Source organism: Nostoc sp. (assembly GCF_036917675.1).
Classification (GTDB): Bacteria; Cyanobacteriota; Cyanobacteriia; order Cyanobacteriales; family Nostocaceae; genus Nostoc.
Window position 1 is genome coordinate 31,317 of record NZ_JBALCT010000016.1, and the last position, 25,707, is coordinate 57,023.

24 protein-coding genes are annotated in these 25,707 nt (G+C 41.6%); 10 read left to right on the plus strand and 14 right to left on the minus strand.

Annotated features, from left to right (window positions below):
* Window positions 1-6: 6 nt before the first annotated feature.
* Both V7K31_RS05230 and V7K31_RS05235 read right to left on the minus strand, forming a co-directional pair.
* Entirely contained in the window at window positions 7-1,050 is a 1,044-nt protein-coding gene (locus tag V7K31_RS05230; RefSeq protein ID WP_335092997.1) for a glycosyltransferase family 2 protein, read from the minus strand.
* 75 nt (window positions 1,051-1,125) lie between these two features.
* Window positions 1,126-2,133 carry a hypothetical protein gene (locus V7K31_RS05235; RefSeq protein ID WP_335092998.1) on the minus strand — a complete coding sequence of 336 codons (1,008 nt, stop codon included), beginning with the start codon at window positions 2,131-2,133 and terminating at the stop codon, window positions 1,126-1,128.
* Window positions 2,134-2,891: 758 nt separating this feature from the next.
* On the opposite strand from V7K31_RS05235, the gene gloB reads away from it, so the two are divergent.
* The 3 genes from gloB to V7K31_RS05250 all read left to right on the plus strand — a co-directional run bounded on the left by gloB (window position 2,892) and on the right by V7K31_RS05250 (window position 6,505).
* Window positions 2,892-3,665, plus strand: coding sequence for a hydroxyacylglutathione hydrolase (gloB, locus tag V7K31_RS05240; protein ID WP_335092999.1), 774 nt, complete (start codon window positions 2,892-2,894; stop codon window positions 3,663-3,665).
* A gap of 260 nt (window positions 3,666-3,925) precedes the next feature.
* On the plus strand, window positions 3,926-4,384 hold the full coding sequence (gene rplI / locus V7K31_RS05245; RefSeq protein ID WP_335093000.1) for a 50S ribosomal protein L9: 459 nt from the start codon (window positions 3,926-3,928) through the stop codon (window positions 4,382-4,384).
* 165 nt (window positions 4,385-4,549) lie between these two features.
* Window positions 4,550-6,505, plus strand: a complete 1,956-nt coding sequence (locus tag V7K31_RS05250; protein ID WP_335093001.1) for a replicative DNA helicase — start codon at window positions 4,550-4,552, stop codon at window positions 6,503-6,505.
* Between the two features lie 297 nt (window positions 6,506-6,802).
* Here V7K31_RS05250 and V7K31_RS05255 read toward each other — a convergent pair whose 3' ends face one another.
* The 4 genes from V7K31_RS05255 to V7K31_RS05270 all read right to left on the minus strand — a co-directional run bounded on the left by V7K31_RS05255 (window position 6,803) and on the right by V7K31_RS05270 (window position 9,694).
* Window positions 6,803-6,937, minus strand: coding sequence for a hypothetical protein (locus V7K31_RS05255; protein ID WP_335093002.1), 135 nt, complete (start codon window positions 6,935-6,937; stop codon window positions 6,803-6,805).
* 56 nt (window positions 6,938-6,993) lie between these two features.
* The gene (locus tag V7K31_RS05260) at window positions 6,994-8,133 is read right to left on the minus strand and encodes a DUF4276 family protein (protein WP_335093003.1); all 1,140 of its coding nucleotides are present in this window, start codon (window positions 8,131-8,133) and stop codon (window positions 6,994-6,996) included.
* 172 nt (window positions 8,134-8,305) lie between these two features.
* Window positions 8,306-8,884, minus strand: coding sequence for an NADPH-dependent FMN reductase (locus V7K31_RS05265; RefSeq protein ID WP_335093004.1), 579 nt, complete (start codon window positions 8,882-8,884; stop codon window positions 8,306-8,308).
* Between the two features lie 12 nt (window positions 8,885-8,896).
* Window positions 8,897-9,694, minus strand: a complete 798-nt coding sequence (locus V7K31_RS05270; protein ID WP_335093006.1) for an SDR family NAD(P)-dependent oxidoreductase — start codon at window positions 9,692-9,694, stop codon at window positions 8,897-8,899.
* A gap of 361 nt (window positions 9,695-10,055) precedes the next feature.
* Between V7K31_RS05270 and V7K31_RS05275 the strand changes: the two genes are divergently transcribed.
* Window positions 10,056-11,333 (plus strand): ATP-binding protein, encoded by a 1,278-nt coding sequence (locus V7K31_RS05275; RefSeq protein ID WP_335093008.1) that lies wholly within the window; start codon window positions 10,056-10,058, stop codon window positions 11,331-11,333.
* A 277-nt stretch (window positions 11,334-11,610) separates the two neighbouring features.
* Here the strand turns inward: V7K31_RS05275 and V7K31_RS05280 are convergent, their stop codons facing one another.
* The 3 genes from V7K31_RS05280 to V7K31_RS05290 all read right to left on the minus strand — a co-directional run bounded on the left by V7K31_RS05280 (window position 11,611) and on the right by V7K31_RS05290 (window position 17,235).
* Entirely contained in the window at window positions 11,611-12,930 is a 1,320-nt protein-coding gene (locus tag V7K31_RS05280; RefSeq protein ID WP_335093009.1) for a 2Fe-2S iron-sulfur cluster-binding protein, read from the minus strand.
* 482 nt (window positions 12,931-13,412) lie between these two features.
* Window positions 13,413-15,047 carry an alpha-D-glucose phosphate-specific phosphoglucomutase gene (locus V7K31_RS05285; protein WP_335093010.1) on the minus strand — a complete coding sequence of 545 codons (1,635 nt, stop codon included), beginning with the start codon at window positions 15,045-15,047 and terminating at the stop codon, window positions 13,413-13,415.
* 103 nt (window positions 15,048-15,150) lie between these two features.
* Window positions 15,151-17,235, minus strand: a complete 2,085-nt coding sequence (locus V7K31_RS05290; protein WP_335093011.1) for a tetratricopeptide repeat protein — start codon at window positions 17,233-17,235, stop codon at window positions 15,151-15,153.
* A 497-nt stretch (window positions 17,236-17,732) separates the two neighbouring features.
* On the opposite strand from V7K31_RS05290, the gene V7K31_RS05295 reads away from it, so the two are divergent.
* Window positions 17,733-17,990 (plus strand): hypothetical protein, encoded by a 258-nt coding sequence (locus tag V7K31_RS05295; RefSeq protein WP_335093012.1) that lies wholly within the window; start codon window positions 17,733-17,735, stop codon window positions 17,988-17,990.
* A gap of 8 nt (window positions 17,991-17,998) precedes the next feature.
* Here the strand turns inward: V7K31_RS05295 and V7K31_RS05300 are convergent, their stop codons facing one another.
* The 4 genes from V7K31_RS05300 to V7K31_RS05315 form a co-directional block, all read right to left on the minus strand.
* Window positions 17,999-19,897: an aspartate kinase gene (locus tag V7K31_RS05300; protein ID WP_335093013.1), complete on the minus strand. Its 1,899-nt coding sequence runs from the start codon at window positions 19,895-19,897 to the stop codon at window positions 17,999-18,001.
* Between the two features lie 120 nt (window positions 19,898-20,017).
* Window positions 20,018-20,587, minus strand: coding sequence for a Uma2 family endonuclease (locus V7K31_RS05305; RefSeq protein WP_335093014.1), 570 nt, complete (start codon window positions 20,585-20,587; stop codon window positions 20,018-20,020).
* 82 nt (window positions 20,588-20,669) lie between these two features.
* Window positions 20,670-20,834, minus strand: a complete 165-nt coding sequence (locus V7K31_RS05310; RefSeq protein WP_335093441.1) for a type II toxin-antitoxin system HicA family toxin — start codon at window positions 20,832-20,834, stop codon at window positions 20,670-20,672.
* 26 nt (window positions 20,835-20,860) lie between these two features.
* Window positions 20,861-21,154, minus strand: coding sequence for a type II toxin-antitoxin system HicB family antitoxin (locus tag V7K31_RS05315; protein ID WP_335093015.1), 294 nt, complete (start codon window positions 21,152-21,154; stop codon window positions 20,861-20,863).
* A gap of 150 nt (window positions 21,155-21,304) precedes the next feature.
* On the opposite strand from V7K31_RS05315, the gene V7K31_RS05320 reads away from it, so the two are divergent.
* The 5 genes from V7K31_RS05320 to V7K31_RS05340 all read left to right on the plus strand — a co-directional run bounded on the left by V7K31_RS05320 (window position 21,305) and on the right by V7K31_RS05340 (window position 22,864).
* A complete protein-coding gene (locus V7K31_RS05320; RefSeq protein WP_335093016.1) occupies window positions 21,305-21,634 on the plus strand; it encodes a DUF433 domain-containing protein in 330 nt (109 codons plus the stop codon).
* Complete coding sequence (locus tag V7K31_RS05325; RefSeq protein WP_335093017.1) at window positions 21,634-21,993, plus strand: DUF5615 family PIN-like protein; 360 nt, start codon at window positions 21,634-21,636, stop codon at window positions 21,991-21,993. The genes V7K31_RS05320 and V7K31_RS05325 overlap by 1 nt, the downstream gene beginning before the upstream one ends.
* Window positions 21,994-22,040: 47 nt before the next feature.
* Window positions 22,041-22,232 (plus strand): hypothetical protein, encoded by a 192-nt coding sequence (locus V7K31_RS05330; protein ID WP_335093019.1) that lies wholly within the window; start codon window positions 22,041-22,043, stop codon window positions 22,230-22,232.
* Window positions 22,233-22,355: 123 nt separating this feature from the next.
* Window positions 22,356-22,655: a type II toxin-antitoxin system HicB family antitoxin gene (locus tag V7K31_RS05335; protein ID WP_335093020.1), complete on the plus strand. Its 300-nt coding sequence runs from the start codon at window positions 22,356-22,358 to the stop codon at window positions 22,653-22,655.
* A 74-nt stretch (window positions 22,656-22,729) separates the two neighbouring features.
* On the plus strand, window positions 22,730-22,864 hold the full coding sequence (locus tag V7K31_RS05340; RefSeq protein ID WP_269141653.1) for a hypothetical protein: 135 nt from the start codon (window positions 22,730-22,732) through the stop codon (window positions 22,862-22,864).
* Window positions 22,865-23,245: 381 nt separating this feature from the next.
* On the opposite strand, the gene V7K31_RS05345 is transcribed toward V7K31_RS05340, so the two are convergent.
* Complete coding sequence (locus V7K31_RS05345) at window positions 23,246-25,693, minus strand: tetratricopeptide repeat protein (protein WP_335093021.1); 2,448 nt, start codon at window positions 25,691-25,693, stop codon at window positions 23,246-23,248.
* Window positions 25,694-25,707 lie beyond the last annotated feature (14 nt).

A 25,707-nucleotide genomic window follows, 5' to 3' on the forward strand; every position in this document is an offset into this window, starting at 1 on the left:
GTTGCTTTACTCAGTATTGGCATAAGTGCTTTTTGGCTTTTTGAACAAGTTGATAAACTGGGAAAAAATCGAGATGATTTTTTGCGATCGCGGTCCTCTATATTTTTCATATAATACAAAACTAGGAATAATTAGCCGAGTTTGATAAATTAGCTTGACTAAATAGCTATGATTAACTTTAATTTTTTTATTTAATAAGTACAAAGGAGGGGAAAACATTTTAATTAGCCGAGCAAAATTATCTTGCTCTTTTTCTCTAATTGCTTCTTTAAGCAAAAAATCTATACCTACTTGGCACAAAGGGATTAATTCATGATGCTTACTACAGACTGTCTCGTATAACAAAATGTAATAACCTTTCATATAAGACCAGTTATTAGTTCTATTAGACTGATGTTTTGTATAATATGCTCCGATCATCGGTGTGTAGACAAAATTAATATTAGCAATTAAAAGGTCTATTGTAAAATCTCTATCTTGCAGAGCTTTTAGGCGCTCATCAAATATTTTTTTGTCCTGCACATCTCTACTCATCAATAGACATTGTTGAAGTAAGGGAAATGGAGAATCAGCTAGAAAATCAGGGATGAGTAATCGCTCAATCAATTGCTCTCTTGATAAATAGCCAACTAGATTTTCCTCACTGTTGATAATTTGTTGTTCTCTGTCTATAAATACCCGTTCATAATCTGTATAAAAAACAGTATTTTCTTGAACATCCAAGGCACTTAAATGAGCTAATTGAAACTTAATTTTATCTTCGTGAATCCAATCATCTCCATCTAGAAACTGAATCCACTTACCTTGTGCCTGTTTAAAGCCAAAATTCCGACTTGAGGATACTCCGCCATTTTCTTTATAGAAGTAGCTAACTCTTGAATCTAGACTGATCAATTGTTGAGCAACTTCTTGTGTATTATCAGTAGAGCCATCATTTACCATAATACATTCAATGTCAGTAAATGTTTGTAATAGTACGCTTTTAACTGAGCGTTCTAGGTAGCTAGCTTGATTAAAACAGGTAACAATGATTGAAACAAGTGGAGTCATTGATTAAACACTCTTCTTGTTGAAAAGGTATAGTTCAAAATTCACGCCGGAGAAAATTAAATAGTGGGAAATAAACTAAGTTGGTATTTGGATTGAGATGTTGGCACGCTGCAAGTAATATTTGAGGAGTGCTGTATAGATGCGATCCATTGATGGCAATGCATACTTTTTCTCAGGTTCAGCGTCATGTGAACCCCAGATTACTGGGAAAGGATTTGGTTCCCAGACAATGAGGTTTCTCTGTTCGTCATAGCTGTAATCAAAAGCCATAAAATCAAAACCTAATGCTTTGCGTGCCTGCTGCAAAAGATGATGATTGGGGTCTTCTCCACTTAAATAAACAATCTCCTCTGCTATTATTGATTCATTAGTTACGCGATTATCGTTGTCGCGTACTTCCCAAGATTTGGAAACCATTAAAGGGCCAGGGATACCTTCATCTCCCACAGCGAAGTAGCGATACTTACGATACAAACCATCTTCTTCCCTAACATCCAGAAATTCTACTGCAATGGGGGCAAGCATCTTTTCAAAAGGGATGTTTTCCAAGTCATCGAGATTTCGGACGAAAAAGATTTGGCAGCCATGCACCCAGTCTTCACGGATAAAGAAGGGAGTTGACAATCCTCCTTGTGTCTTTTTGAAAGTTTCTACATCAGTAATCGGCACTGTTTTAGCGGTGCGAATGCCCTCTACGCTACCAATCTTCTGTGCTGCCAATGATTTAATTGAATTTGAGAGGTTATCAATGGAATTAACAATGGGAATGTTGCGTTTTTTACATTCTGCTTCTATTGGCTGGGCATATTGATAAATATGCGGAAATCTTTCTTTAAGGGGATCTTGTAGCCAAGGTATAAATAGTGCATACCGATCCCAGTCATTTATCTCACAAGGGAGATAATGGAGTTCAAACAGATGTGCTGCCTCAGGTACATTTTGACTAACCCAATAAAGAAAGTAGTCATTGTATGTAGACTGGTGATCTGCCTGTCGCACAACAAGGATGCGCTGAGGATATCGGACGTTGTTCACGGCGTCCCGGATTGCTGAAATTACCTGTTGCCGAAATTCTTTGTACATAGAGGGTTTGTGACGTTAATATAGTCCTGGATGAAATTTTGATCAGATGTGGGATATTCGGCGCTAAAAATCTTAGTTGATTTTTGTTGAGAAAACTTGATCAGTGTTATTACTCAGCAATTAAGGTTTTATAGAGTAGGAAATGGTTTTAATATAGGCTATCTCTTACTTTTTAAGTTTTTTAGGGTAACGATGAATCAGCCTTCAATTTGCCATCAATTATGGTTAGGACTTACGCATCAAGTACGAAATGTAGGGGCAATTCATGAATTGCCCCTACGGTAAATCAAGGCTTTCACTGCCTGTTTGCGTAAGTCCTGATGGTAAAGAGTATATTTTTAGTTAACCCTAGATATCAAGTTTCAATAAAAGCCTAAATAAAGTTAACGCCATATTAGCTAGTTCGTCTACCGAAATTTCACATATAAATGATATTTTTTGATACTAAATATCTACTCATAAGAGAGGCAAAGGTATAGCGGTTCTCAGTTCAGTGAGGTACAAGAACCCCACCCCTAACCCCCTGGCTACGGTGTACACATAAGTCTTTGGTGACGGAATTTACGGTTTCTTATAGCCACTAAGAGACCTCACCCTGGTTTTACGTAGTAAAACCTGTCCCTCTCCTTATTAAGGAGAGGGATTAAAGATAGGACAGGGTGAGGTTTTGGTTTTGGGTAATCGGATAACTTGTGTGTACACCGTAGGCTCTTCGAGAGGAGGCTATGATGTACTTCATGTGATTAGGAAACGCTATAATGCAGGTAATCCGTCTTGAGGCACTCTCAGACAACTATATATTTTTGCTGTACGATCGCAGACAAAATATTGCTGCTGTTGTCGATCCAGCGGAGGCTCAACCAGTATTAAATAAACTGGCAGAATTGAAAGCTGAGTTGGTAGCAATTTTTAACACGCACCACCATAACGATCATGTGGGTGGTAATAAGCAGTTAATAGAAGAATTTCCCCAACTGATAGTTTACGGGGGAACCGAGGATCGTGGTAGAATTCCCGGACAGCAAGTATTTTTGCAAGAAGGCGATCGCGTCCAGTTTGCAGACGGCATAGCTGAAGTTATCTTCGTTCCCGGACATACCCGCGCTCACATCGTTTACTACTTTCCCCCCGAAAAAGTTGGTGAGACAGGCGATTTATTTTGCGGCGATACCTTATTTTCTGGCGGTTGCGGTCGCTTGTTTGAAGGAACACCGACCCAGATGGTTGATTCTTTAAGCAAATTGCGATCGCTACCCGATGAGACACGCGTCTGGTGCGCCCACGAATACACCTTAAAAAATCTGCAATTTGCCCTAACTGTAGATGGTGACAACGCCGACTTACAAAGGCGCTTCAATGAAGTTAAGGCTTACCGTAGTCGAGGAGAAGCTACCATACCCTCACTGCTAGGAGTAGAGAAGCGCACCAATCCCTTTTTACGTTGGGATCAGCCATCATTACAATTAACTGTTAACAGTGGCGATGCAGTCCAAACCTTTACGCGGATACGGGAAATGAGAAATAACTTTTAAGGCATTGGGCATAGGGCATAGGGCATGGGGCAAAACAGTTTCTATTTTCCGAGTTAAGAGTTCTGAGTAAAGAAGTGAGATTCCCCACTCAGCACTCCCCGCATTCCTTCAATTTTCTAGCGCTAATAGTTGCGATCGCACCCTTCCTTTCGCTACGATCTATAAGCTTTAGGGTATAGGCAAAGAAGCTTGGAATACAGCAGTGACATTGTGAGCTATCCTAGCCAAACCCAAATTAATCAGAATTTACAGGAAAAACGATGGCGAAACGCGTACAGTTAGTTTTAAATCAGGATATTAGCAAGCTGGGAAAATCTGGCGACTTAGTGGAAGTAGCTCCTGGCTATGCTCGTAATTATCTGATTCCCCAGAAATTGGCAACCAATGCCACTCCTGGGATTCTCAAGCAAGTAGAACGCCGTCGTGAGCAAGAGCGTCAACGGCAATTAGAACTCAGACAACAAGCTCTTGAGCAAAAAGAATCTTTAGAAAAAATTGGTAGCTTGACAATTGCCAAGCCAGTTGGTGAAAACGAAGCAATTTTTGGTACTATCACCACCCAAGATGTTGCAGATGCAATTAAGGCAGCCACCGGACAAGAAGTGGATCGGCGTGGTATTACCATCCCCGATATTAACCATCTTGGCACTTATCAAGCCGAAATTAAGCTGCATTCTGAAGTAGCGGCGCAAGTAGATTTTCAAGTAGTCGCTAGCTAACTCAGCAGGGGGACGCGGGGACGCAAAGATAAGGGGGATGAGGAAGTAAGGGAAGTAAAGGTGAATAATAACTCCTGTACAGACGCGATTAATCGCGTCTCCTAACTCCTGTACAGACGCGATTAATCGCGTCTCTCTAGCAAAATCTCAAGACTAAAATCGTTTATGGCTGAAGAACTGAGTTTTAAAGGCGATGGCAGCGATCGCCTCCCACCACAAAATATTGAGGCCGAAGAAGCGATTTTGGGTGGTATCTTACTAGATCCAGAAGCCATTAGTCGAGTTAGCGATCGCCTACTTCCAGAAGCTTTTTACATTAGCGCTCACAAAGATATTTATCAAGCAGCTGTGAGGCTTCATACTCAAGGTAAAGCCACAGACTTGCTCTCAGTCACAAGTTGGCTGACTGACCATGATCAGCTTGCCCGCATTGGTGGCAGAAATAAGTTAGCAACACTAGTAGACCGCACAGTGTCAGCCGTGAACATCGACGCCTTAGCAGGGTTAGTCATGGACAAATACCTGCGGCGGCGCTTAATAAAAGCTGGCAATGAAATTGTACATCTTGGTTACGAGACAGAAACCGAATTACCAATTGTTTTAGATCAGGCAGAACAGAAAGTATTCGCCGTTACTCAAGAGCGTCCGCAATCGGGTTTAGTTCACATTTCTGATACTCTAATTAATAATTTCCAGGATATTGAAGATCGAAATCAAGGCATCGCCTTACCTGGGATTCCCTGCGGATTTTACGATTTAGATGCCATGACTAGCGGCTTTCAGCGTTCTGATTTGATTATTGTCGCTGGCAGGCCATCAATGGGAAAAACGGCCTTTTGCTTGAACCTGGCTCATAACATCGCCGCTTCTTATAAATTACCCGTTGCTATTTTCAGCTTGGAAATGTCCAAAGAACAACTGACGCAACGATTATTAGCTAGCGAAGCGCAAATTGAAAGTAGTTATCTGCGGACTGGACGGCTCAGTCAAACACAATGGGAACCTTTAAGTCGTGCTATTGATATCCTCTCTGAGATGCCGATTTATATTGACGATACGCCGAATATTACAGTTACACAAATTCGTAGTCAGGCGCGGCGACTGCAAGCAGAACAGGGCACAGAACTGGGTTTGATTGTAATAGATTATTTGCAATTGATGGAAGGAGCAGGCGATAATCGCGTACAAGAATTATCAAAAATTACGCGTCAACTCAAAGGTTTAGCGCGTGAATTATCCGTACCAGTTATTGCTTTATCTCAGTTGAGTCGAGGGGTGGAAGCACGCACTAACAAGCGTCCGATGTTGTCAGATTTGAGAGAGTCGGGTTGTTTAGCAGGGAATAGTCTGGTGACATTAGCTCCGGGCGGACTGCAAGTACCAATTAGAGAATTAGTAGGTAAATCTGGTTTTGCAGTTTGGGCGTTGAACGAAGCTACAATGCAGCTAGAAAAGGCAATTGTTAGTAATGCTTTTTCCACAGGTATAAAGCCTCTGTTTACTTTAACAACTCGATTAGGTCGAAAAATTCGTGCTACAGGTAATCACAACTTTTTAACAATTAATGGCTGGAAAAGACTTGATGAATTAACTCCTAAACAACATCTATGTTTACCAAGACATCTCCCCAGTCCTGTTAAACAAACGATGACTTATGCCGAGGTTGCATTATTAGGGCATTTTATTAGCGACGGTTGTAAATTGCCGCGTCATGCCATACAGTACACTACCAGAGAGATAGATTTGGCTGAGAATGTTGCTTTTTTAGCAACAGAAGTTTTTGGAGATTCAATCGTTCCGAGAATTTCATCTGAACGTACCAATAGCGATGTTTATTGGGATGAAATCGTTTCAATTGAAAGTAGCAAAGAGGAAGAAGTGTTTGACCTCACCGTTCCTGGTTTGAATAACTTTGTTGCCAATAATATTATTGTTCACAATTCGATTGAACAAGACGCGGATTTAGTAATAATGTTGTACCGCGATGAATATTACTCTCCCGATACTCCCGATCGCGGGATTGCAGAAGTGATTATAGCTAAACACCGCAACGGACCTACAGGTACTGCGAAACTTTTGTTCAATCCACAATTTACAAAGTTTCAAAATTTAAAAATTTAGCCAGATAAAATAATTATTGGACTTACGCATTGACAAGAAGTACCAAATATGAGTTATGTGAAAAACCACATCTTTCGTAAGGGTTTAACATTGCTAAACCCCTACAGCATGGTCTATTTACGATCAAAGGATAATTAAGAAAAGCCTGAAACAACCTATTTTTGTGAATGCACATCAGGATGAATTTGTACAGTGCGTAAGCTATAAATTATTTAAATCAATACCTTCGCCAAAAATACAGGTATCTAGCTTTTGCCGAAATAGCTCAACATAAGACCGTACAATACTGCGAAGACCCTATATTGGTAATAGTCGGCGGGTAAGCGAGAGTCCTTTCCTTTGAGAGGCTGCGCGAACGGACACCCTACGCGATCGCAATCCTTTTCTATTGAGAGGAAAAGTGCGATCGCCATACACGAAGGTTTCATCCATTTTTTAAATGCAGTCAGCAGTTAGATAAGAATTTCTTTAGCTCCATATCTTGTGAATTAAGGGATTATTTCATTTTCATCACAAAGAGAGACGATCTGATTTACAAAAGCTTTTAGTTCTGGACAGGACTGGATAGCAATCATAAGATCATTGTCCTTCAAAATCTTTGTCCCATGAATAGGCTTATCATAGTCTTGGCGTCCTCCTGATTTGAAAATTTCCTTGATCCAGTATGAAGGAGGTTTTTGGTGATTCACAGTTTCGGGAGAACCACTAGGAGCAGAGCGATTATGTTTTGCTAAGGATTGGATAGTTTTCCAGTATGGAAGAAGCCATGCTTCAAAGTGATGTAGTGCTGTGTGTGGATAAAATCTGGGGTTATTACCAACCCACTCCATCATTTGGGCTTTAGCATCAGCCGCATCTTGAAAATCGTTAGTTCCTGTATAAACGTCTGTGAGCGCAATTACTGCATCATAAGCACTATTGCCAGTTAGTAAATATTCAACTACACGCCTGAGTTTTTCTTCTTTATCTCTATCAGTTTCCCGAAGATCATAAAGACAGGAAACTAAATCTTCACCGCTTGCACCAGGTAGCTTCGCAGGACGCATTTGTTGAGGTAAGCGAATTGGACTTTTCTCCGAAACATCAAGTGCCCCGTAATAAGTACAAGAAGCAAGGCTTTTTCTCAAGTTTTCAGGCTCACGATACATCTTAGGAACTTGGGAAAGCGATGTTTCAGGATAATTATGTTCCCAGTTTGGTCTTAAAAGTCCGCTACCTTCCTGAAAATATTTAATGTCTAAGCTATGCGATTCAATGTACTTAAATGGCTCAGGTTTACTTGGATTCCTCTGCTGCGTTAAAGTTTCATTTCTAATTTCATAAGACAAACCTTTAGGAGACAATGTTAAACTATATTTTAAAGATTTTTCTTCTGGCACTTTCATTGAAACTGAGATTTCAAGTTCCTGCGCTTTGCCTCTAGTCAAAATTTCGTTTAAACCACCTTTAAACTGCAATGTCTCTTGTAACTTGCCATTGGCTGAAGCGGCTAGTGTTGAAAGAATATCTAAGAAAGAGGTTTTTCCTGCCCCATTCGCACCAATCATCACAATCAGATCCCTCATCTCAAGTTCGACTTGGCAAAGACGGCGAAAACCTCTTACCGATATGTTTTCAAATCTATCCATACAGCTAACCACTATAATTGACAATAGTTAAACTTGCTTAATAACTAATATTCAAGTAATCCCCAGTATATCTCCGAAGAGCTTGAGCAAACCATATAAATGAAGAAACGGCTCTATGTAGTTCAGGTTGAGGCGCTTTCGCCATACTAATTATCGGTTAATTCCCACACCATTATTTTTTATTCTCCAAGCTGACTTCTTGCCGCCCATATTTCAGGACAGTTGACATCCAAACTAACTCGTCCATAAACCTTTCCATGCGGCGAATATAGGTTGGTTTGTCAATCAAATTGCCCGACTGATCAAATAGTTTCTGAACGTTGCTAAAGTTGAGGTCATAGAAAATAGTCACTAGCCCCAACTCCCGCATCACAGGTAAAAGGTTTTGGATTACCCTTGTACCACCAAAGGAGCCTGCGGAAACGCCACACAGACCAACAGCTTTATGAATGTATTCTTTAAGACAAGTGTCCAGTACGTGCTTGAGCAAACCCGGATAACCGTGGTTATACTCTGGTGTAACAATAATTAATCCATCTGCTCGTTCAATGGTTGCAGAAAACTGAGGGTCTTTGAGGGATTCCCCTGCATCGTTTGTAGCGATCGCCATATCTCTAATATCGATGAGTTCGGTTTCTAGGCGATCGCGTGCTGCAACCTGCTCAACAATAAATTTAGCAACGTATTCACTTTGGCGACCTTGACGGGGAGTACCAAGGATAACTGGAATAAATAGAGATGAATTTGGCATAGTTTTTTCTCCCTACTGTTCTTGATAGTTCCAAAGTAGACCACCATCCACAAAGAAAGTGCTACCTGTAATGTAGTCAGCATCATCAGAACCTAAAAATGCCACTAAAGAAGCAACATCTTGTGGTTGACCCAAGCGACCCAGAGGAATATTTTTTAATAGCGCACCCAACTTCTCTGGGTCATTTAACAGCTTAGTATTAATCGGAGTTTCTATTGCTCCGGGCGCAACGTTATTAATCGTGATCCCCAAAGCACCCAATTCCACAGCTAAGTTACGGGTGAGCATTTTTATCCCGCCTTTGCTAGCACAGTAAGATGTGAAATTGGGAAATGGTAGTTCTTCATGCACCGAACTAATGTTGATAATTTTTCCAGTTCGTTTAGTTTCAATCAGGTGTTGTACAAAGGCTTGAGTGGCAAAGAATACACCTTTTAAATTGACATTCATCACAGCGTCATAATCTGCTTCTGTAACATCCCAAAATGGCGCGTGTTTTTCAATGCCAGCATTATTTACCAAAATATCTAGCTTGCCAAAATGGTTAATACTTTCTGCAATCAGTTGACGCACCTCATCAACACTGCCCAAATCTGCTTGAAGTGTGTAACCATGTGATTTTGGACACTGAGCCATATGACAATTACCACCAATCGCCTCCACCTTTGCTAAAGTATCCTCTGCTCCTTTTGGGTGAGAGCGATAGTTAATCACCACATTTGCCCCTGCTTGAGCCAGACGCAAAACAATTGCCTGTCCAATACCTTGACTACTCCCAGTCACTAGAGCAACTTTACCATCTAATTTCATAAATTTTCTCCTTGTGAATTGTAGTTAGTTTCTGATTAATTTTAACTGCTCAAGTTAGCAGCGCCAAAAGTAGCATTAAACTTGCGATACCAGATAGGGACAGAACTCTTGGCTGGAACTTTAAACTGATTGTTGCTTAAATAATTAATCTAAGAATTATGGATATATAAAGATTGATATCTAGAAAGCTGATATTTTGTTTATAAAGTTCTTCCAGATTTCTCAGCAAAATTTAATTTTTTCGGTTATGAGTGATTCAGTGTAAATAAAGATACAGCAGTTTGTCAGATATGCTTTTTCAACTTATTTTGCTAAACTTTGATTTTTTAACTTATTTTGCTAAACCATGCAATAAGCATCCATGAGCAAAGCCAATGATCAAGAAATCTTCTTCCAACAACCTTGGCAGCGTGAGCGGCAAATAATAGCACGTTTGTCATCTTTGAACTATCGCACTGGCTCTCTAGGTAGCTATTTGTATAACATTGCCTGCGGAGTCAGCGAACTGATTGGAGTTGATTGGACGGTTGTTACCTTTTGCCAAGAGGGGTTTGAAACTGTTCTAGCGAGTAGTCTAGAAATGGCTGAAGATGCACCCCGTGTTTATGCATTACATGGCCGATTGATTGCTACAGTTATGCAAATTGGGCGCACATTAGCAGTTGAAGATGCTGTAGCTAATCCAGAGTACGGTAAACCTGCGCCAGGTTATCGAGCATATTTGGGAATACCTTTGCAAACTACTGAAGGTCAAGTATTCGGGACTGTTTGCTCTTTTCATCGGCAAGCAAGGGAATTTACAAAAGAAGAAATCCAAATCGTGGAATTGTTTGCAGAACGTGCAGCTACTGCGATCGACCATTATCATCTTTACCAGCAGCAGTGCCAATTTAATCATATCCTGGAGGTTGAGGTAGAAAAACGCACCGCAGAACTACGAGCAGCGCAAGCCAAGCTTTTAGAACAAGAACGGCTGGCGGCTATTGGTGAATTTGCGGCCATAATTGTGCATGAAATTCGTAATCCCCTGACTACAATGATTATGGGATTGAAGTATTTCAAGAAAACCATTCTGACTGAAGCGGCTCTTGAGCGATTATCGCTGGCACTTGGCGAAGCCAGTCGTTTAGAAAATCTGCTGAGTGAAATTTTGCTTTATGCCAAGCCCCAGGTGTTGCAACTATCTGAATTGGATGTGAATGAATTCATTTGTGAATTACTTGTGCCAATGTGCGAGATGCCAGAAGCGCTCTCACGGCAAATCGAATTTATTCCGGCGTTACCTACAGTCAAAATCTTAGGAGATAAAGATAAGCTAAAACAAGTGTTTATTAATATTGTCCGCAATGCTTGTGAGGCAGTCTCAGCAGGAGATGTGATTAAATGGGAAGTGGATAGTTCATCTTCAGATCAAATCTGCATTAATGTCTGCAATGGTGGTGAACTAATTTCCCCAGAAGTTTTGTCAAAGCTAACGCAGCCGTTTTTTTCCACAAAACCTAGTGGTACTGGGTTGGGGCTTGCCATTACCAAACGCATCGTCAATGCTCATGGAGGGGAATTGTCCATTGAGTCTGACACAGTGACAGGTACTAAAGTGAGTGTTCAATTACCTGTGCTTGCTCTTGGGAGCCTTTAAACAGAAGGCATTTTTAACGGCAATCAATCGGTTATTGACCCCTGATATCATGTCCGCTTGATTGCTCATTAAATCTGAAGAACCTCACCTCGCCAAAGCTGTAAGACTCAATATTTGAGTAGTGAGTTCTGAAAATTTCATAATGGTGATGCTGGCAAAATATACAGGTCTAGGGACTTGTAATCAACGCCCAATCAATGGGAAAGCAATGGTATGAGTTGTGGGGAGTGCGATTGCCCTTTATAATATCTGCGCTTTCACACACGTTACCCTTTTATTAAATTTCCAATACCAATTTTGAAGTTCTAGGTTGAGAAATACAAATCAACACCGAACCCTGATCAATTGTCGCAGTTGCTTCTTCTTGGTAAGCAACTTCACCTTCGCTAATTTTACACATACAAGTACCGCAAACACCTATACGACAACTAAAAGGAGGATTAATATCATTGGCTTCGGCAAATTCTAGGATAGTGCCATCACTAGGTCGCCATGTCAAAGTTTTGTCGGATTTTGTAAAGACAATTTCTGCAAATTCTTCACCTGTAGTTGCGGTAGGAGTTTGTTTTTCAGAGTCACTTTTCATCGGTTTACCAAAAGATTCAAAGAAGACTCTATTCTCAGGTACTCCCGATTCCTTGAGTCCGTCCCTAATAGACTGTATAAATGGTGGAGAACCACACAGAAAATATTCAGCTTCTTGTCCAAATAATTCTTTAATTAAAGCAGCATCAACATAGCCAACACTGTGGTATTTACCTGTATCTTCAGGTCTGGGACGGCTATAGCGAAAATGTACATTTAGGTTAGGATTTTGTTGAGAAATTTCCATCACCTCATCCCGAAAAGCGTGGAATCTGCCGTCTCTAGCACCATGTACAAACCAAATAGGACGATTACGATTGAGACGGGTAGAAGCTTTCGCCATACTAATCATCGGCGTAATTCCTACACCATTGCTAATCAACACTGCGGGGATAGACTTCTGCACATCCAAAACAAATTTACCGTTTGGTGGTTTTGCTAGAATTACTGAACCTTCCTGAATGCGATCGTGCATAAAATTAGATGCTATACCAGGCATGACATCTAATGCATTCGGTGCAAGTTCCCGCTTAATTGAGAGACGATAGTCTTCACAAGCTTCAGCATAATCAGAAAGCGAGTAAGTACGAATTACAGGTTTATCCTGTCCAGGAATATCAAGTTTGATTGTTAAAAATTGACCCGGTTGAAAGTTAGGGATTTCGCCTTGATCTTCAGGTTGCAAATAAAAAGAGGTAATTTCTTCGCTCTCTTTCACCTTACGAACAACCACAAAATTTCGCCAATCTTTCCAAACATAACTATCTGATGCGTTGATATCTGGAGTGGATTTGTTTCCACTGGCTTTGCTTGGATAAACTAAGCCAAAGAGTGCACCACCAACTGTCCCAAATAGTGACGAATAAACACCAAGCTGATAAGCAGATTTGTCTTTAGCATTAGTTACACCAATTATAACAGCAGTAGATAAGGTGACTACTGAGCAAACTGTAGCTGCTACTGCCACACTTCTGACTAATGGATTCTTAATTCTTCCCAGACTTTCTAGCATTGTTGTTTTTTGTCTAATACTTTTAGTTACGTTAAGCTATACCTATTAAGATGATGAAGAGATACTTCTCCGACACAGCTAACTATGACAAGAGAAGAAAAACTTAGAAGTAATAAATATCTGATTGTCATGAGTTAAATCCTTCAATGCATCAACCAGCGATATAGCTTTTGGCTTGAACTTTAAACTTATTTTTACTTGATTAATTAGTCTAAGAATTATAGATATCTAAGGATTAATAGCTAGAAAGATGATATTTGGTTGAGATAGTTCTTATAGAGTTCTCAGCAAATTTTAAAGTTTTTGTTTATGAGTAATTAAGTATAAATAAAATATAGCGGTTTACTCCTGAAGAATCGCTACATAATTTTGTTTGTAGTTGGCGCTTTAGCACTAAAGCGCCAACGGGGATTGGGGAGATGAGGGAGACAAGAGAGAAATAACTCTTAACTCCTGTACAGACGCGATTAATCGCGTCTGTACTAGGTGATTACAGTTGGCTGTTCTCGTCCAGTGAATTTACGGATTTGAGCTATTTCTTCAGCAAGAGTGATTAAAGAAGCAAGTGCTTGCTGTGATTCAAGATCATGTTTGGCGGGATCTGGCTCGTAGCTTTCTATATAAACTCTTAGGGTTGCACCTTGAGTACCAGTACCAGAAAGTCGCACCACAATGCGGGAGCCATCGGTAAAGCCAATGCGAACACCTTGTTGATCGCTAACGCTACCATCAACAGGGTCGGTATAACTAAAGTCATCACTGTATTCAACTTGATAGTTACCAAACTGCTTGCCTTTGAGGGTTGGCAATAAGGAACGCAGTCTTTCTATTAAGGTGTTTGCTGGCTCTATCTCTATCCCTTCATAGTCATGGCGGGAGTAATAATTGCGTCCATAGGTCTGCCAGTGTTCCCGGATAATTTGCTCAACAGATTGCTGCCGGACTGCCAGGATATTCAGCCAGAACAGCACAGCCCATAGCCCATCTTTTTCGCGGATGTGGTTAGAGCTGGTACCAAAGCTTTCTTCACCGCAGAGAGTCGCTTTACCCGCGTCTAAGAGATTGCCGAAGAACTTCCAACCAGTGGGCGTTTCATAAGATTCAATCCCAATTTGAGCGGCAACTCGATCTACTGCTTGACTAGTAGGCATCGATCGCGCTACCCCGGCTAAACCCGAACTATAACCAGGGACTAGCTTGGCGTTTGCGGCTAAGACTGCGAGGCTATCGCTAGGTGTGACAAAGAACTTACGCCCTAAGATCATATTGCGATCGCCATCTCCATCAAAAGCTGCCCCAAAGTCTGGCGCATTCTCTCCGTACAAAATATCTACCAATTCATGGGCATAAACCAGATTTGGATCAGGGTGTCCGCCTCCAAAGTCTTCTAAGGGTGTACCATTACGCACCGTTCCTACTGGTGCGCCCAAACGTTGCTCGAAAATCGCATGGGCATAGGGGCCAGCCACCGCATGTAAGGCATCAATGCTGATCCGAAAATTTCCTCTTGTCAACAATTGGCGAATCCGTTCAAAATCAAACAGGGACTCCATTAACTCTTCATAATCCTGTACGGAGTCAATTACCTCAACTACCGTCTCTCCCAAATGTGACTCACCCAAGGTTTCTAAATCTACATCTGGTGCTTCCAGAATTTGGTAGCTATCAATCACTTTACTGCGATCGTAGATCGCCTCTGTCACCTTTTCCGGCGCTGGTCCACCGTTGCTAATGTTATATTTCACACCAAAGTCACCATTTGGCCCGCCCGGATTATGACTAGCAGACAAGATGATGCCGCCAATAGCCTGGTACTTACGAATAATCGCGGAAGTCGCAGGAGTAGACAAAATCCCCCGTTGACCAACTTTAATCCGCCCAATGCCGTTGGCCGCAGCCATTTTTAAAATGATTTGAATGGCTGGGCGATTGTAATAACGACCATCACCACCGAGGACTAAGGTTTGTCCCCGCAAGTCCCCTACAGAATCGAAGATGGATTGGGTAAAATTTTCCAGGTAGTGGGGCTGCACAAAAGCCTTAACAGCTTTCCGCAGCCCAGAAGTGCCGGGCTTTTGGTCAGAGAAAGGAGTAGTAGAGATTTTACGGATGTTCATAGATAATCTTTAAAAAGGCATTTTTCTCTTACAGCTTTGCATAAGTTCGTGACAAAAAAAATTGCCCCGCAGTCAGACCAATAGAACTACGGAGTCCTGAAGGCTATTCCCGATGAATTGGAAAGCCGCGTCTATGTATAGGTTGGGGTAGTTGATCTCCAGTAGTTGGCGCTGGTGCTGAATTGTTTTGCAGAATTGCAATTTCCCTCTGTGCATCTTGATAACTATCTTGTTCTCCTTGCTGTTGAAATAGTGTTGCAGCTTTTTTGAAATCCGCGATCGCATCCTGGTTATTTTTCTGTTTGGTGCGAATCACACCCCGGTTATAGTAGGCTGAAGCATTGTTAGGATTAATTGCGATCGCTCGTGAATAATCCTGATTTGCAGCTTTTTTATTTCCGAGTTCGAGGTAGGCGTTACCACGGTTGTTGTAAGCTGCTACATTATTAGGATCAAGTTTCAGTGCTGCGGTATAATCTTCAATAGCGCCTTGATAATCTCCGAAAGAAAAGCGGTGAATCCCTCTATGAGTATAAGCTGCAATAAATTTAGGATCAATCTGTAAAATAGTGTTGTAATCTTCAGTAGCTTCGAGTTTCTCTCCCAAATCACTGTAAACATCACCACGATTAAGATAGGCTTCTATGTATTTGGGATTGATGCTAATTGCGTCCGTATAATCTTTAAGTGCTATATATTTTTGTTTATTAATAGATTCAGTTAAACCCCTTTGATAATAAGCTTTGGCATCACTAGGATTAATCTTAATTACTCTATCAAAATCTTGGATTGCTGCTTGTGTAAGTTTAAGGCGACGGTGGAGAATCCCTCGCTGCAAGTAAGCTTCAGTATACTGGGGTTTGAGAGCGATCGCTTTGCTAAAATCTACCATTGCTCCTTTATTATCCTTGAGTTTAGCCCTTGCTAAACCCCGGCCATAGTAAGCATAAGCATTCTTAGGATTTAACTTAATCGCTTGGGTATAGTCAGCGATCGCTTCTTTATACTTGCCTAATTCTGAAAAAGCAAATCCTCGATCAAAATAGGCGTTAGCATTTTGAGGATTGAGCAAAATGGCTTGGCTAGAGTCTGCTTGTGCTTGCTCGTAGTCTCCTAATCGATAATAAGCATTGCCTCGCTTATTATAAGCCCAAGCGTTTTGCGGATCTAATTTAATAGCCTGATTGAAATCTTCAACTGCTCCTTCATAGTTTCCTGCGTCATATTTATTTACTCCCTCTTGATATAATTTCTGTTCAGCATCACTTACAGGTTTTGGCGACATCAATTGCCATGCTCCAATACCAAGTGCGATACAGCCAGCTAGCCCCATCAGAATTAGTAATAATTTTTTATGATGCTGTTTTGGTTGATCGTCCTCAACATTTGTTAACTTTTTTAGATCGTCTAAAACTTCAGTTGCATACTGATAGCGTTTACGATAGTCCAAACGCACCATTTTATTAATAATCTTTGCCAATTTTCTGTTAACTTTTATATTTTTATCGCGCCAAAGGATTTCACCTGTTAACTTATTTTTCTGACTTCGCAAATTAGATATTTCGTTTGCTGGTAAACCTTTAAGTGCCGCGATCGCAACGATACCTAAAGCATATATATCACTGTTATATTTCCGGTTGCCGTTAACTTGTTCTATCGGCATATATTCGAGATTGTCAACGGCATTAGTGATGGCTTCATTAAAAGTAGCAAAATTAACCAAAACTAACTTTTTATCTGACTCCCGGCGAATAATATTTGCTGGTTTAATATCCCGATGAATCACCCCATAGCTATGTACAAGTACCAAAATTTCTAAGATATCTGATAAAAGACTAACTACTTGTTCTTCTCTCAGAGGTTGTCCCAGGATAATTTCGTCAGTTAAAGGATTCCCAGGGATGAATTCTTGGACTATATAGAATTCTTCCTTTTCTTCAAAACAAGCAATTAGCTTTGGAATTTTGTCGTCTTCCTGTCCGAGTTTTTCTAAAGTTGCTGCCTTACTGGTAAACAAACGGCGTAGGATTGTTAAACTTTGAGGATTGCTACTAGGATGACATAACTGCTTTACTCTAAATTGGCTGCCAGGAAAATTAATATCTTCAACTAGATACGTTTTCCCCTTTTCACCATCATTGAGAGCTTTTAGTATTCGATAGTGTCCATCTAGCAAATGACTATTCATTAATATAAATATAGTCTTATAAATTGTTCGATTATAGCTTAAGTATTATTAATTAGGACTTACCTCACCCTCAATCCCTCTCCGATATATTGGAGAGGGAAGCTTGAGACAAGATGAAGTTTTGTATTTTATTTAATCCACGTTCCTTACCAGAACAACGTGAGTTGACGAACCTCTCCCATCTAACCTGCTTTTACAAAACTGCGGTGTACACACAAGTCATCGAAATTACCCAAAACAAAAGAAAAACTTCACCCTGTCAAGAAAGGACATCCCTCTCCTTAGTAAGGAGAGGGACAGGTTTTGCATAGCAAAACCTGGGTGAGGTATCTAAGGGACTGCGCGATAAATCTTAAATGGCCTCACCAAAGACTTGTTCTACACCGTAGCCTAGAAAGAGAGGGAGAAACAGAAAAAATAAACTTTTTAAGCCTCTCCCCGCTTTGGGGATAGGTTTGGAGAGGGGTCAGGCCAAATCTATCAAACTAACGTTAACATTGCAGGTCGATGTTATGCCATTGCAGGTCAATGTTATGCCATTGCAGGTCGATGTTATGCCATTGCAGGTCGATATTATGCCATTGCAGGTCGATATTATGCCATTGCAGGTCGATATTATGCCATTGCAGGTCGATATTATGCCATTGCAGGTCGATGTTATGCCATTGCAAGTCGATGTTATGCCATTGCAGGTCGATGCATTAGCAATGCAAGAAGAAAATAGTCTCCGTATCCACAACAAAGAGGGGATTTGAGTCAGGTTTTAGGCTGGCACGACAAATTTCTCGTTACCAGCTAGTTCAAAGGCTGCATGAATGGCTTGCAAAGCTTTAACACCTTGCTCTTGTGCCACGACACAACTAATTTTTATTTCTGAGGTGGCAATCATTTGAATATTAATTTGTTGTTGAGCTAAAGCTTCAAACATTTTAGCGGCAACACCTGGTTGTCCCAGCATACCTGCACCGACAATACTCACCTTAGCGATCGCACTATCTAAAACAACTTCACCCCATCCTAATTCTGCTGCTACTTGGGTAAGCATTTCTTTTGCATTTTCCCCGTCTATCCGCGAGACTGTAAAGGCAATATCTCGTCTGGGAACACCATCAATCACCCGACAGCGCTGAGATTGGATAATCATATCAACGCTGATATTATGTTGTGCTAATAATCCAAACAACTTCGCCGCCATCCCCGGACGATCTGGCAATTGGCGAATAGCAAGACGCGCTTGGTTCAAATCGAGGGCGACACCGCGAACGGGAGGAGTGGGGGAGGAGTGAGGAGAGACGCGATTAATCACGTCTGTACAAGAGTTAGGAGAGACGCGATTAATCGCGTCTGTACAAGAATTAGGAGTTAGGAGTTCTCCCCTGCTCCCAGCTAAGAGCTCCCCTGCTTCTATTTCAAAGGCGTTGCGGAGTGCGGCGACAGCGCGATCGCATTCGGCTGCATCTACTACACAACTTACTTTCACTTCACTGGTGGAAATCATCTGGATGTTCACACCAGCTTCGGCTAAGGTGGCGAACATTTTTGCCGCTACACCGGGACGGCCAATCATTCCCGCGCCGGCGATGCTGACTTTGGCAATGTTATGTTCTATCATTACCTCCGCTTCGTCAAATTTGGGGTTAGATTGACTCCTCAGTGCTGGAGCGATCGCTGCTGTTACTGCTTCTGCCCGTTTTAATATTGGTGTGGTTACAGTAAAGGCAATGTCATTACTATTACCTTCATGAACTGACTGAATAATCAAATCTACGTCTACTTTTTGCCGAGAAATTTCACCAAATAACCTTGCTGCTACGCCTGGTTTGTCGGGTACGCGCAACAAAGCTACCTTTGCTTGGTTAGTGTCAAATTCTACAGCATCCACTGGACGGGCAATTTCTAGATTGATCAGCGATCGCCCTTGGGGTTTGGCTGATGTTACCCAAGTACCTGGGGCATCTGTCCAGCTAGACCTGACTACCAGGGGAACACCATAGTTACGAGCGATTTCCACAGCCCGGGGATGCAACACTTTTGCGCCCAAGCTAGCTAGTTCTAACATTTCATTGCAGGTGATGGCATCGATCAATTGGGCTTCGGCAACTAAGCGGGGATCTGTAGTTAGAATTCCTGGAACGTCTGTATAAATTTCACAAAAATTTGCTCCTAATGCGGCTGCGATCGCCACTGCTGACGTGTCGGAACCACCACGCCCCAAAGTCGTAATTTCCATCTCTTTGGCGCTGGAAGTGCCTTGAAAGCCAGCTACTACAACTACTTTTCCTTCATTTATGTGGCGAGTTAGGCGAGTAGTTTCAATATGCAAAATCCGAGCGCGGCTGTGTTCAGCTTCGGTAACAATTCCTACCTGAGCGCCAGTCATCGAGATTGCTGGTTGTCCGAGTTCCTGCAATGCCATACTGAGTAAGGCGATCGTTACTTGTTCGCCAGTGGAAAGCAGCATATCCATTTCCCGGCGGTTAGGATTTGGAGAAATTTCATTAGCTAGTTTGACGAGTCCATCGGTGGTTTTGCCCATTGCCGAAACCACTACTACCAGAGAGTTTCCAGCTTTAACCGTTTTATAAACACGCTGGGCAACAGCTTGAATACGTTCGACTGAACCGACAGATGTACCACCGTATTTCTGAACTATGAGCGCCATAACTTTTAGTCAATCAATTGTGTCTGTTTTGCTCAATGCCCCCGCCGGGTCAGGAAGCTTTGAAGGCTTATCAGTTATATAGTTTACTAAATATCGTGTAGCATACCCAATCATAATTGATTATTCAAAAACTACATCTTCATAGAGTGCTGCCATTGTTTCCTCAAAATCCACGCTGTTGAGTCGAAAGGATTTATCTTCTGCTGTGTAGGATTGTAAAACCCAGAGCCTCTGCTCATTGCGTCGAAAACACTCGACTCGCTGACGTTTTGTATTAATTAAAACATACTCTTGCAGAGTTTCCAGCGTTTGATAATCGGCAAATTTGTCGCCCCGGTCAAAGGCTTCAGTAGAATTAGATAAAACTTCGACAATTAAACAGGGAAATCTTTTATAAGCTGGCGTTTCTTGATCTCGTTGGTCGCAAGTAACCATCACATCGGGATAATAAAAGCGATTCAGAGATTCAATTTGGGCTTTCATGTCAGCGATGTAAACGCGCCTTCCAGAGCCGCGCACATGATTACGGAGGAGAGCGAACAGGTTTCCAGCAATGGTAACGTGTGGATCTAGCGCTCCAGCCATTGCGTAGATATAGCCGTCGATGTATTCATGTTTAACAGGGTTTTGTTCCTCCATTTGGAGGTACTCTTCAGGAGTAAAGTAGTCTTGTTGGGGCGAGGCTATCATAGTTGAAACTTCAATGTTTGAGCATTACTGATTTCTAGGGTAGCGTTTGCTGTTAGTGCTTCACTAGGAACTAACAGAGCAATTAAAAATTAGGTAATAAACCTGCTTGTTTGCAAATTTCATTCGCCGTAATTCGATCAATGGTACGATGCCGTTTTACCGGAAGAGTTTTGATATCATTAGTATATATAGAATGATTTCCTCCTTCTCTTAATAAATAAAAGCCATTTGCTTCTAAATATTTAATTAGCTATTTTGGTTTGACTGACACACTCAAACCTCTATAGGAATTTGTTCAAGCAAAGAATTACCTGTGGGAATTTCTTTATTTTGTTGACGATAGGCAACAACCATTTCTTTCGTTGCATCTTGTAACATAGCTCTGCATTCTTCTATGGTTTCTCCTTCTGTGATGACTTCTTGCCATTCAATGAGTTGTCCCATATATCCGCTATTAGTTTTTGTATATTTTGCAGTGTAGGTAATTAACATTTCTGTGTTTGTGAAGATAATTATATGATTTATCGTAGCTGATTTTTTGTTGTGGGGGCGATCGCTCTCCATCATTCACAACCGCATAGGTGCGACGCCGAATAGCCCGTCGTAGACATCGCCTGTAGATTTACACTCTAAAATAGAGCGATCGCGCTTACAACACGATCATTCAAGGCTTTGAGGCGAGATAATATAGCTATAAACTCCATTGGGGGTAGACTAATGCAACTAGAAGATTATTTTGACTTTTTATCAGCCGATGATATTCGCTTAAAAGGACACCGCATCGGCATCGACAATGTACTTGATTATTATTTGGAAGGATATACACCGGAAGAAATTGCTGCTAATCTACCTAGTTTGAGTTTGGAGCAAATTCACGCTACTATTACTTACTATCTCCATAATCGCGTTGATGTCGAAGCTTATCTGTCACGTCTGGTAACATGGCGTAAGCAGCGTTACCAAGAATCGGTTGTAAATCTTTCACCTTTGGTACAGCGCCTCAGAATCTTAAAAGATCAAAGAAATGAACGTCAGGTAAATTCTTAGTGAAAGTTCGTTTTTTGCTCGATGAAAATTTGTCACCGCGTTTGAAAGTAGCTGTTCTTCGTCTTAACCCGGCGATAGATATTTTGCGTGTGGGTGAAAGTAATGCACCAACATTGGGAACTTTAGACCCTGATGTGTTGAGTTATCTACAATTATCTCAACGGCTCTTCGTGACAGATAACCGCGCTAGTATGCCGGCTCATTTAGAAGTACATTGGGCAGAAGGTGGACATATTTGGGGCTTATTCTGGTTGCGTCCGAGAATACCAATAGGACAATTAGCACAAGAACTATTGCTGGTTTGGGAGACTACTGAGGCACAAGAATGGATAGATCAGTTGGAATGGATTCCTTTTTAAGCGATCGCTTTTTGGATTAGTCATAAATTAGTAACACCATAGATTTGATGCTGCAATGTTCTGTATTTGAGTTAGAAAATCGCTCTGTAGTTTATCAAGCATTACAGCGATTTCAGCAGGGAAGTGCAGATTTTTCTGATTATTTAATTGGTGTAATTACTCAAAATTATGGTTGTAGTTCAACAGCAACTTTTGACAAAAAGTTGAGAAGCGAAAAGGGATTTGATTTATTTGAGTAATATTCATCTCTAAACTAGGCGATCGCTTGTAGATTTACACTTCTTTTGTAGAGCTTAGACGCTGCATCGGCGAAACACCATCATTCAACGTAAGATTAAACTGATAGCACAACGCGAGATTTAATGGCGATAAGGTTTATTCTGAGCGATTATGTTGACCGAGCGATGTCTGACGACAAGGCGCTCTGCGTCTACGCTCAGGCAATTTATGACAAGTTAGAAGATGGTACATTTGCAGGTAGGATTCCTGTTTGCAAAGGAGTGATAGCCTTTGCATCAACCTTGCGCGAGTGTGAGGATGAATTACGCTCAACGCTAGAAGACTGGATTTTGCTTGGGTTAAAGCTGGGACATTCTCTACCAGTAATTGATAATATTGACCTCAACAAGGAGCCGACTCTTGAGCCGATGGATACCCTGTAAGCGTCGGGATTTTGTGAAAAAATTACGATGGTTTGGCTTTGATGGCCCTTTTTCTGGAATCAAGACATCAATTTATGGTTTACGGTGAATATCGCCTAACTATTCCCTCTAATGATGAGTATTCTGTACCGCAATTGCGGATGATGATTAGGGAAGTTGAGGTTATTTTGGAGCGAGAAATCACGTTAGAAGAATGGAATAGCCTTTAAGATTTGCCGAGAAGCGATGTCTACGACGGGCTACGCCTACGCTTTTCTTTCGGCTCAATGATATACCAAAATGAATGCGTGAATTACTCAAATGAGAAACCAAAAGCTGCTTTTGAGTAAGTCAAAGCTGCTTTTGCTTGCGGAAAACACTAAAATGAGAAACCAAAAGCTGCTTTTGAGTAAGTAAAAGCTTCTTTTGCTTGCGGAAAACACTAAAATGAGAAAGCAAAAGCTCCTTTTGAGTAAGTAAAAGCTCCTTTTGAGTAAGTCAAATGCCATTTTGAGTAAGTAATCAGGCATTTTTACTTAGTTAAATATGAATTTTAGTCTAGGCGATCGCAAATCTAACTTTTAACATGGTACGCTTTGCACAAAACTCGCTTATTCTGGATTTGAGGCAGGGCGATCGCGAAGATTTGCCAGATTTTCACGACATTTAACAGTCCAAGGATGGTTCACCCTTAATTGTTGCTCATAAATCTCTAATGCTTGCAGATACAATGGTTCAGCTTCGGTATAACGTCCTTGTAAGTGGTAAATTTTTGCCAAATTGTTAAGACTAAGGGCAAAAAATGAATGTTCTTCTCCCAGCAGTCTGCGCCTAAGTTCCAAACCTTGGATGCAAAAGCGTTCGGCTTCGTTGTATCTACCTTGATCACGGTAGAGTGTCGCTAGGCTGTTGAGGCTAGTGGCGACATCTGGATGTTCATTTCCTAGCAGCTTGCGCCTGAGTGCTAAAGCTTGGATGTAAAAGGGTTCGGCATCGCTGTCTCTGCCTTGGGAACGGTAGAGTCCCGCTAGGTTGTTGAGGCTACTGGCGACAGATGGATGTTCATTTCCGAGCAGCTTGCGCCTGAGTGCTAAAGCTTGGATGTGAAGGGGTTCGGCTTCGCTGTATCTGCTTTGGTAATCGTAGAGTACAGCTAGGTTGTTGAGGCTTTGGGCGACATCTAGATGTTCTTCCCCCAGCAGCTTACGTGTGAGTGCCAAAGCTTGGATGTAAAGGGGTTCAGCTTCGCTGTATCTGCCTTGGGAATCGTAGAGTACAGCTAGGTTGTTGAGGCTACTGGCGACATCTGGATGTTCATTTCCGAGCAGTTGACGCCTGAGTGCCAAAGCTTGGATGTGAAGGGGTTCGGCTTCGCTGTATCTGCCTTGGCAACAGTAAAGTTCTGCTAGGTTGTTGACGCTAGTGGCGACATCTGGATGTTCATTTCCGAGCAGTTGACACCTAAGTTCCAAAGTTTGGATGTGAAGGGGTTCGGCTTCGCTGTATCTGCCTTGGGAACGGTAAAGTTCTGCTAGGTTGTTGAGGCTTTGGGCGACATCTAGATGTTCATTTCCGAGCAGATGACGCCTGAGTTCCAAAGCTTGGATGTGAAGGGGTTCGGCTTCGCTGTATCTGCCTTGGGAATGGTAGAGTAACGCTAGGTTGTTGAGGCTAGCGGCGACATCTGGATGTTCATCTCCCAAGCGCTTTTTAGTGACTTCTAGACATTGTTCATACCAGGGTAAAGCTTGGTTATATAAACCTTGACCATAATAAAATTTAGCGTTGCCGACGAAAGGCAAAGGTAAATCATCATTGCTGAGGTATTGAATGAGATGATTCGCTACTTCAGTTATATGAGGTATATCGGGGGAGACATCGGTGATTTGCTTAAGGGTGGGGTCTTGAGGAATATCTTTGGCAACTGCTACCATTACCCGACAAAGCGATCGCTTAAATTCCTCTACCTGTTCTAAACTTGTACACTTATATTGGAAAAACTCCCGCAGCAGTGGATGTAATTGATAAATTCCCTCACCTTTGCGCTGAAGTAAATGCAAATTCAACAACTTATCATCTCTAATTTCCTCTATTTCTTCCTCGTCTTCCTCTGGTAAACACTGTTCTACCAACTTCCAAGATATAGGTGCGGAGGCAAATAAACTCAATAAACAGCCTAACTGCTTGTCATCGTTGTTTAATTCTTGCCAACTCAACTCAAAGGCAGCTAACACACCCCGTTGTGCTGTCATGTCGCCTTCTGCTTTATCAAAGGCGGGTTGTTCTAGTCGCTTTTTCTCCAACCGTCGCAACATTTCTGTTAAAGAAAGGTCTTTTTTTCGCGCCAGATACCGTCCGACTAATTCCAAACCCAAAGGCAAATATCCCAACCACTCACACAACTGATTTGCAACAACCAATTCTTGCTCAATTCGCTGTGGTGTTTCTTTAAAAAATGACTTTAATAACTCTAGCGCTGCTTCTGGTTGCAATACATCTAGAGATAATTGCTTAATAGATGCTCCTAAGTGTTGGCGGGTGGTAATCAACACTTTAAATCGGGAAGATGACGAGGGTAAGTAAGACTTAACCTGCTGATATTCGCCAACATCGTCTAACACTAGCAGCACATCACCCTCATGCCAATGACGAAAGCAGTATTGCACTTGTGTGAGGACATCCAAACCTTCTGGTGGGTTTAAGTCAAGCTGCGTTCTGGCAAACAGCACAATTTGAATACCCACATCTTCAGCCTTTGCCAGCAACCAGCAAATTCCACCCTTGTAGATTTCACGGTGAGCCTTTGCGTATTGTAAGGCCAGTTCTGTTTTACCCAGTCCACCCATGCCAGCGATCGCTGCGATCGCTACTTGTTTATTATCCTGCAAAAGTTGGTGCAGGTTTTGTAATTCTTCCTCACGCCCGACAAATTCCACCACCCCACTTAAAGGTAGATTTTCAGGAATACCTATCAATATAGGTGTTTCGCCAGATGAACCAACAATGAGTGTTCCAATGTTAGTTTTACCGTAGTTAACAACCCCAATTTTTTCTGCCATTTTCCAGAATCTTG

Excerpts from the sequence above, each read along its gene's own strand:
- V7K31_RS05305 (WP_335093014.1), bottom strand. The coding sequence starts at position 20,587 with ATGATAGCCTCGCCCCAACAAGACTACTTTACTCCTGAAGAGTACCTC.
- gloB (WP_335092999.1), top strand. The coding sequence starts at position 2,892 with ATGCAGGTAATCCGTCTTGAGGCACTCTCAGACAACTATATATTTTTG.
- V7K31_RS05320 (WP_335093016.1), top strand. The coding sequence starts at position 21,305 with ATGCAACTAGAAGATTATTTTGACTTTTTATCAGCCGATGATATTCGC.
- V7K31_RS05235 (WP_335092998.1), bottom strand. The coding sequence starts at position 2,133 with ATGTACAAAGAATTTCGGCAACAGGTAATTTCAGCAATCCGGGACGCC.
- V7K31_RS05330 (WP_335093019.1), top strand. The coding sequence starts at position 22,041 with ATGCTGCAATGTTCTGTATTTGAGTTAGAAAATCGCTCTGTAGTTTAT.
- V7K31_RS05260 (WP_335093003.1), bottom strand. The coding sequence starts at position 8,133 with ATGGATAGATTTGAAAACATATCGGTAAGAGGTTTTCGCCGTCTTTGC.
- V7K31_RS05300 (WP_335093013.1), bottom strand. The coding sequence starts at position 19,897 with ATGGCGCTCATAGTTCAGAAATACGGTGGTACATCTGTCGGTTCAGTC.
- V7K31_RS05335 (WP_335093020.1), top strand. The coding sequence starts at position 22,356 with ATGGCGATAAGGTTTATTCTGAGCGATTATGTTGACCGAGCGATGTCT.
- V7K31_RS05270 (WP_335093006.1), bottom strand. The coding sequence starts at position 9,694 with ATGAAATTAGATGGTAAAGTTGCTCTAGTGACTGGGAGTAGTCAAGGT.
- V7K31_RS05285 (WP_335093010.1), bottom strand. The coding sequence starts at position 15,047 with ATGAACATCCGTAAAATCTCTACTACTCCTTTCTCTGACCAAAAGCCC.
- V7K31_RS05230 (WP_335092997.1), bottom strand. The coding sequence starts at position 1,050 with ATGACTCCACTTGTTTCAATCATTGTTACCTGTTTTAATCAAGCTAGC.
- V7K31_RS05280 (WP_335093009.1), bottom strand. The coding sequence starts at position 12,930 with ATGCTAGAAAGTCTGGGAAGAATTAAGAATCCATTAGTCAGAAGTGTG.
- V7K31_RS05250 (WP_335093001.1), top strand. The coding sequence starts at position 4,550 with ATGGCTGAAGAACTGAGTTTTAAAGGCGATGGCAGCGATCGCCTCCCA.
- rplI (WP_335093000.1), top strand. The coding sequence starts at position 3,926 with ATGGCGAAACGCGTACAGTTAGTTTTAAATCAGGATATTAGCAAGCTG.
- V7K31_RS05265 (WP_335093004.1), bottom strand. The coding sequence starts at position 8,884 with ATGCCAAATTCATCTCTATTTATTCCAGTTATCCTTGGTACTCCCCGT.
- V7K31_RS05315 (WP_335093015.1), bottom strand. The coding sequence starts at position 21,154 with ATGATGGAGAGCGATCGCCCCCACAACAAAAAATCAGCTACGATAAAT.
- V7K31_RS05290 (WP_335093011.1), bottom strand. The coding sequence starts at position 17,235 with ATGAATAGTCATTTGCTAGATGGACACTATCGAATACTAAAAGCTCTC.
- V7K31_RS05255 (WP_335093002.1), bottom strand. The coding sequence starts at position 6,937 with ATGGATGAAACCTTCGTGTATGGCGATCGCACTTTTCCTCTCAATAGA.
- V7K31_RS05340 (WP_269141653.1), top strand. The coding sequence starts at position 22,730 with ATGGTTTACGGTGAATATCGCCTAACTATTCCCTCTAATGATGAGTAT.
- V7K31_RS05345 (WP_335093021.1), bottom strand. The coding sequence starts at position 25,693 with ATGGCAGAAAAAATTGGGGTTGTTAACTACGGTAAAACTAACATTGGA.
- V7K31_RS05275 (WP_335093008.1), top strand. The coding sequence starts at position 10,056 with ATGAGCAAAGCCAATGATCAAGAAATCTTCTTCCAACAACCTTGGCAG.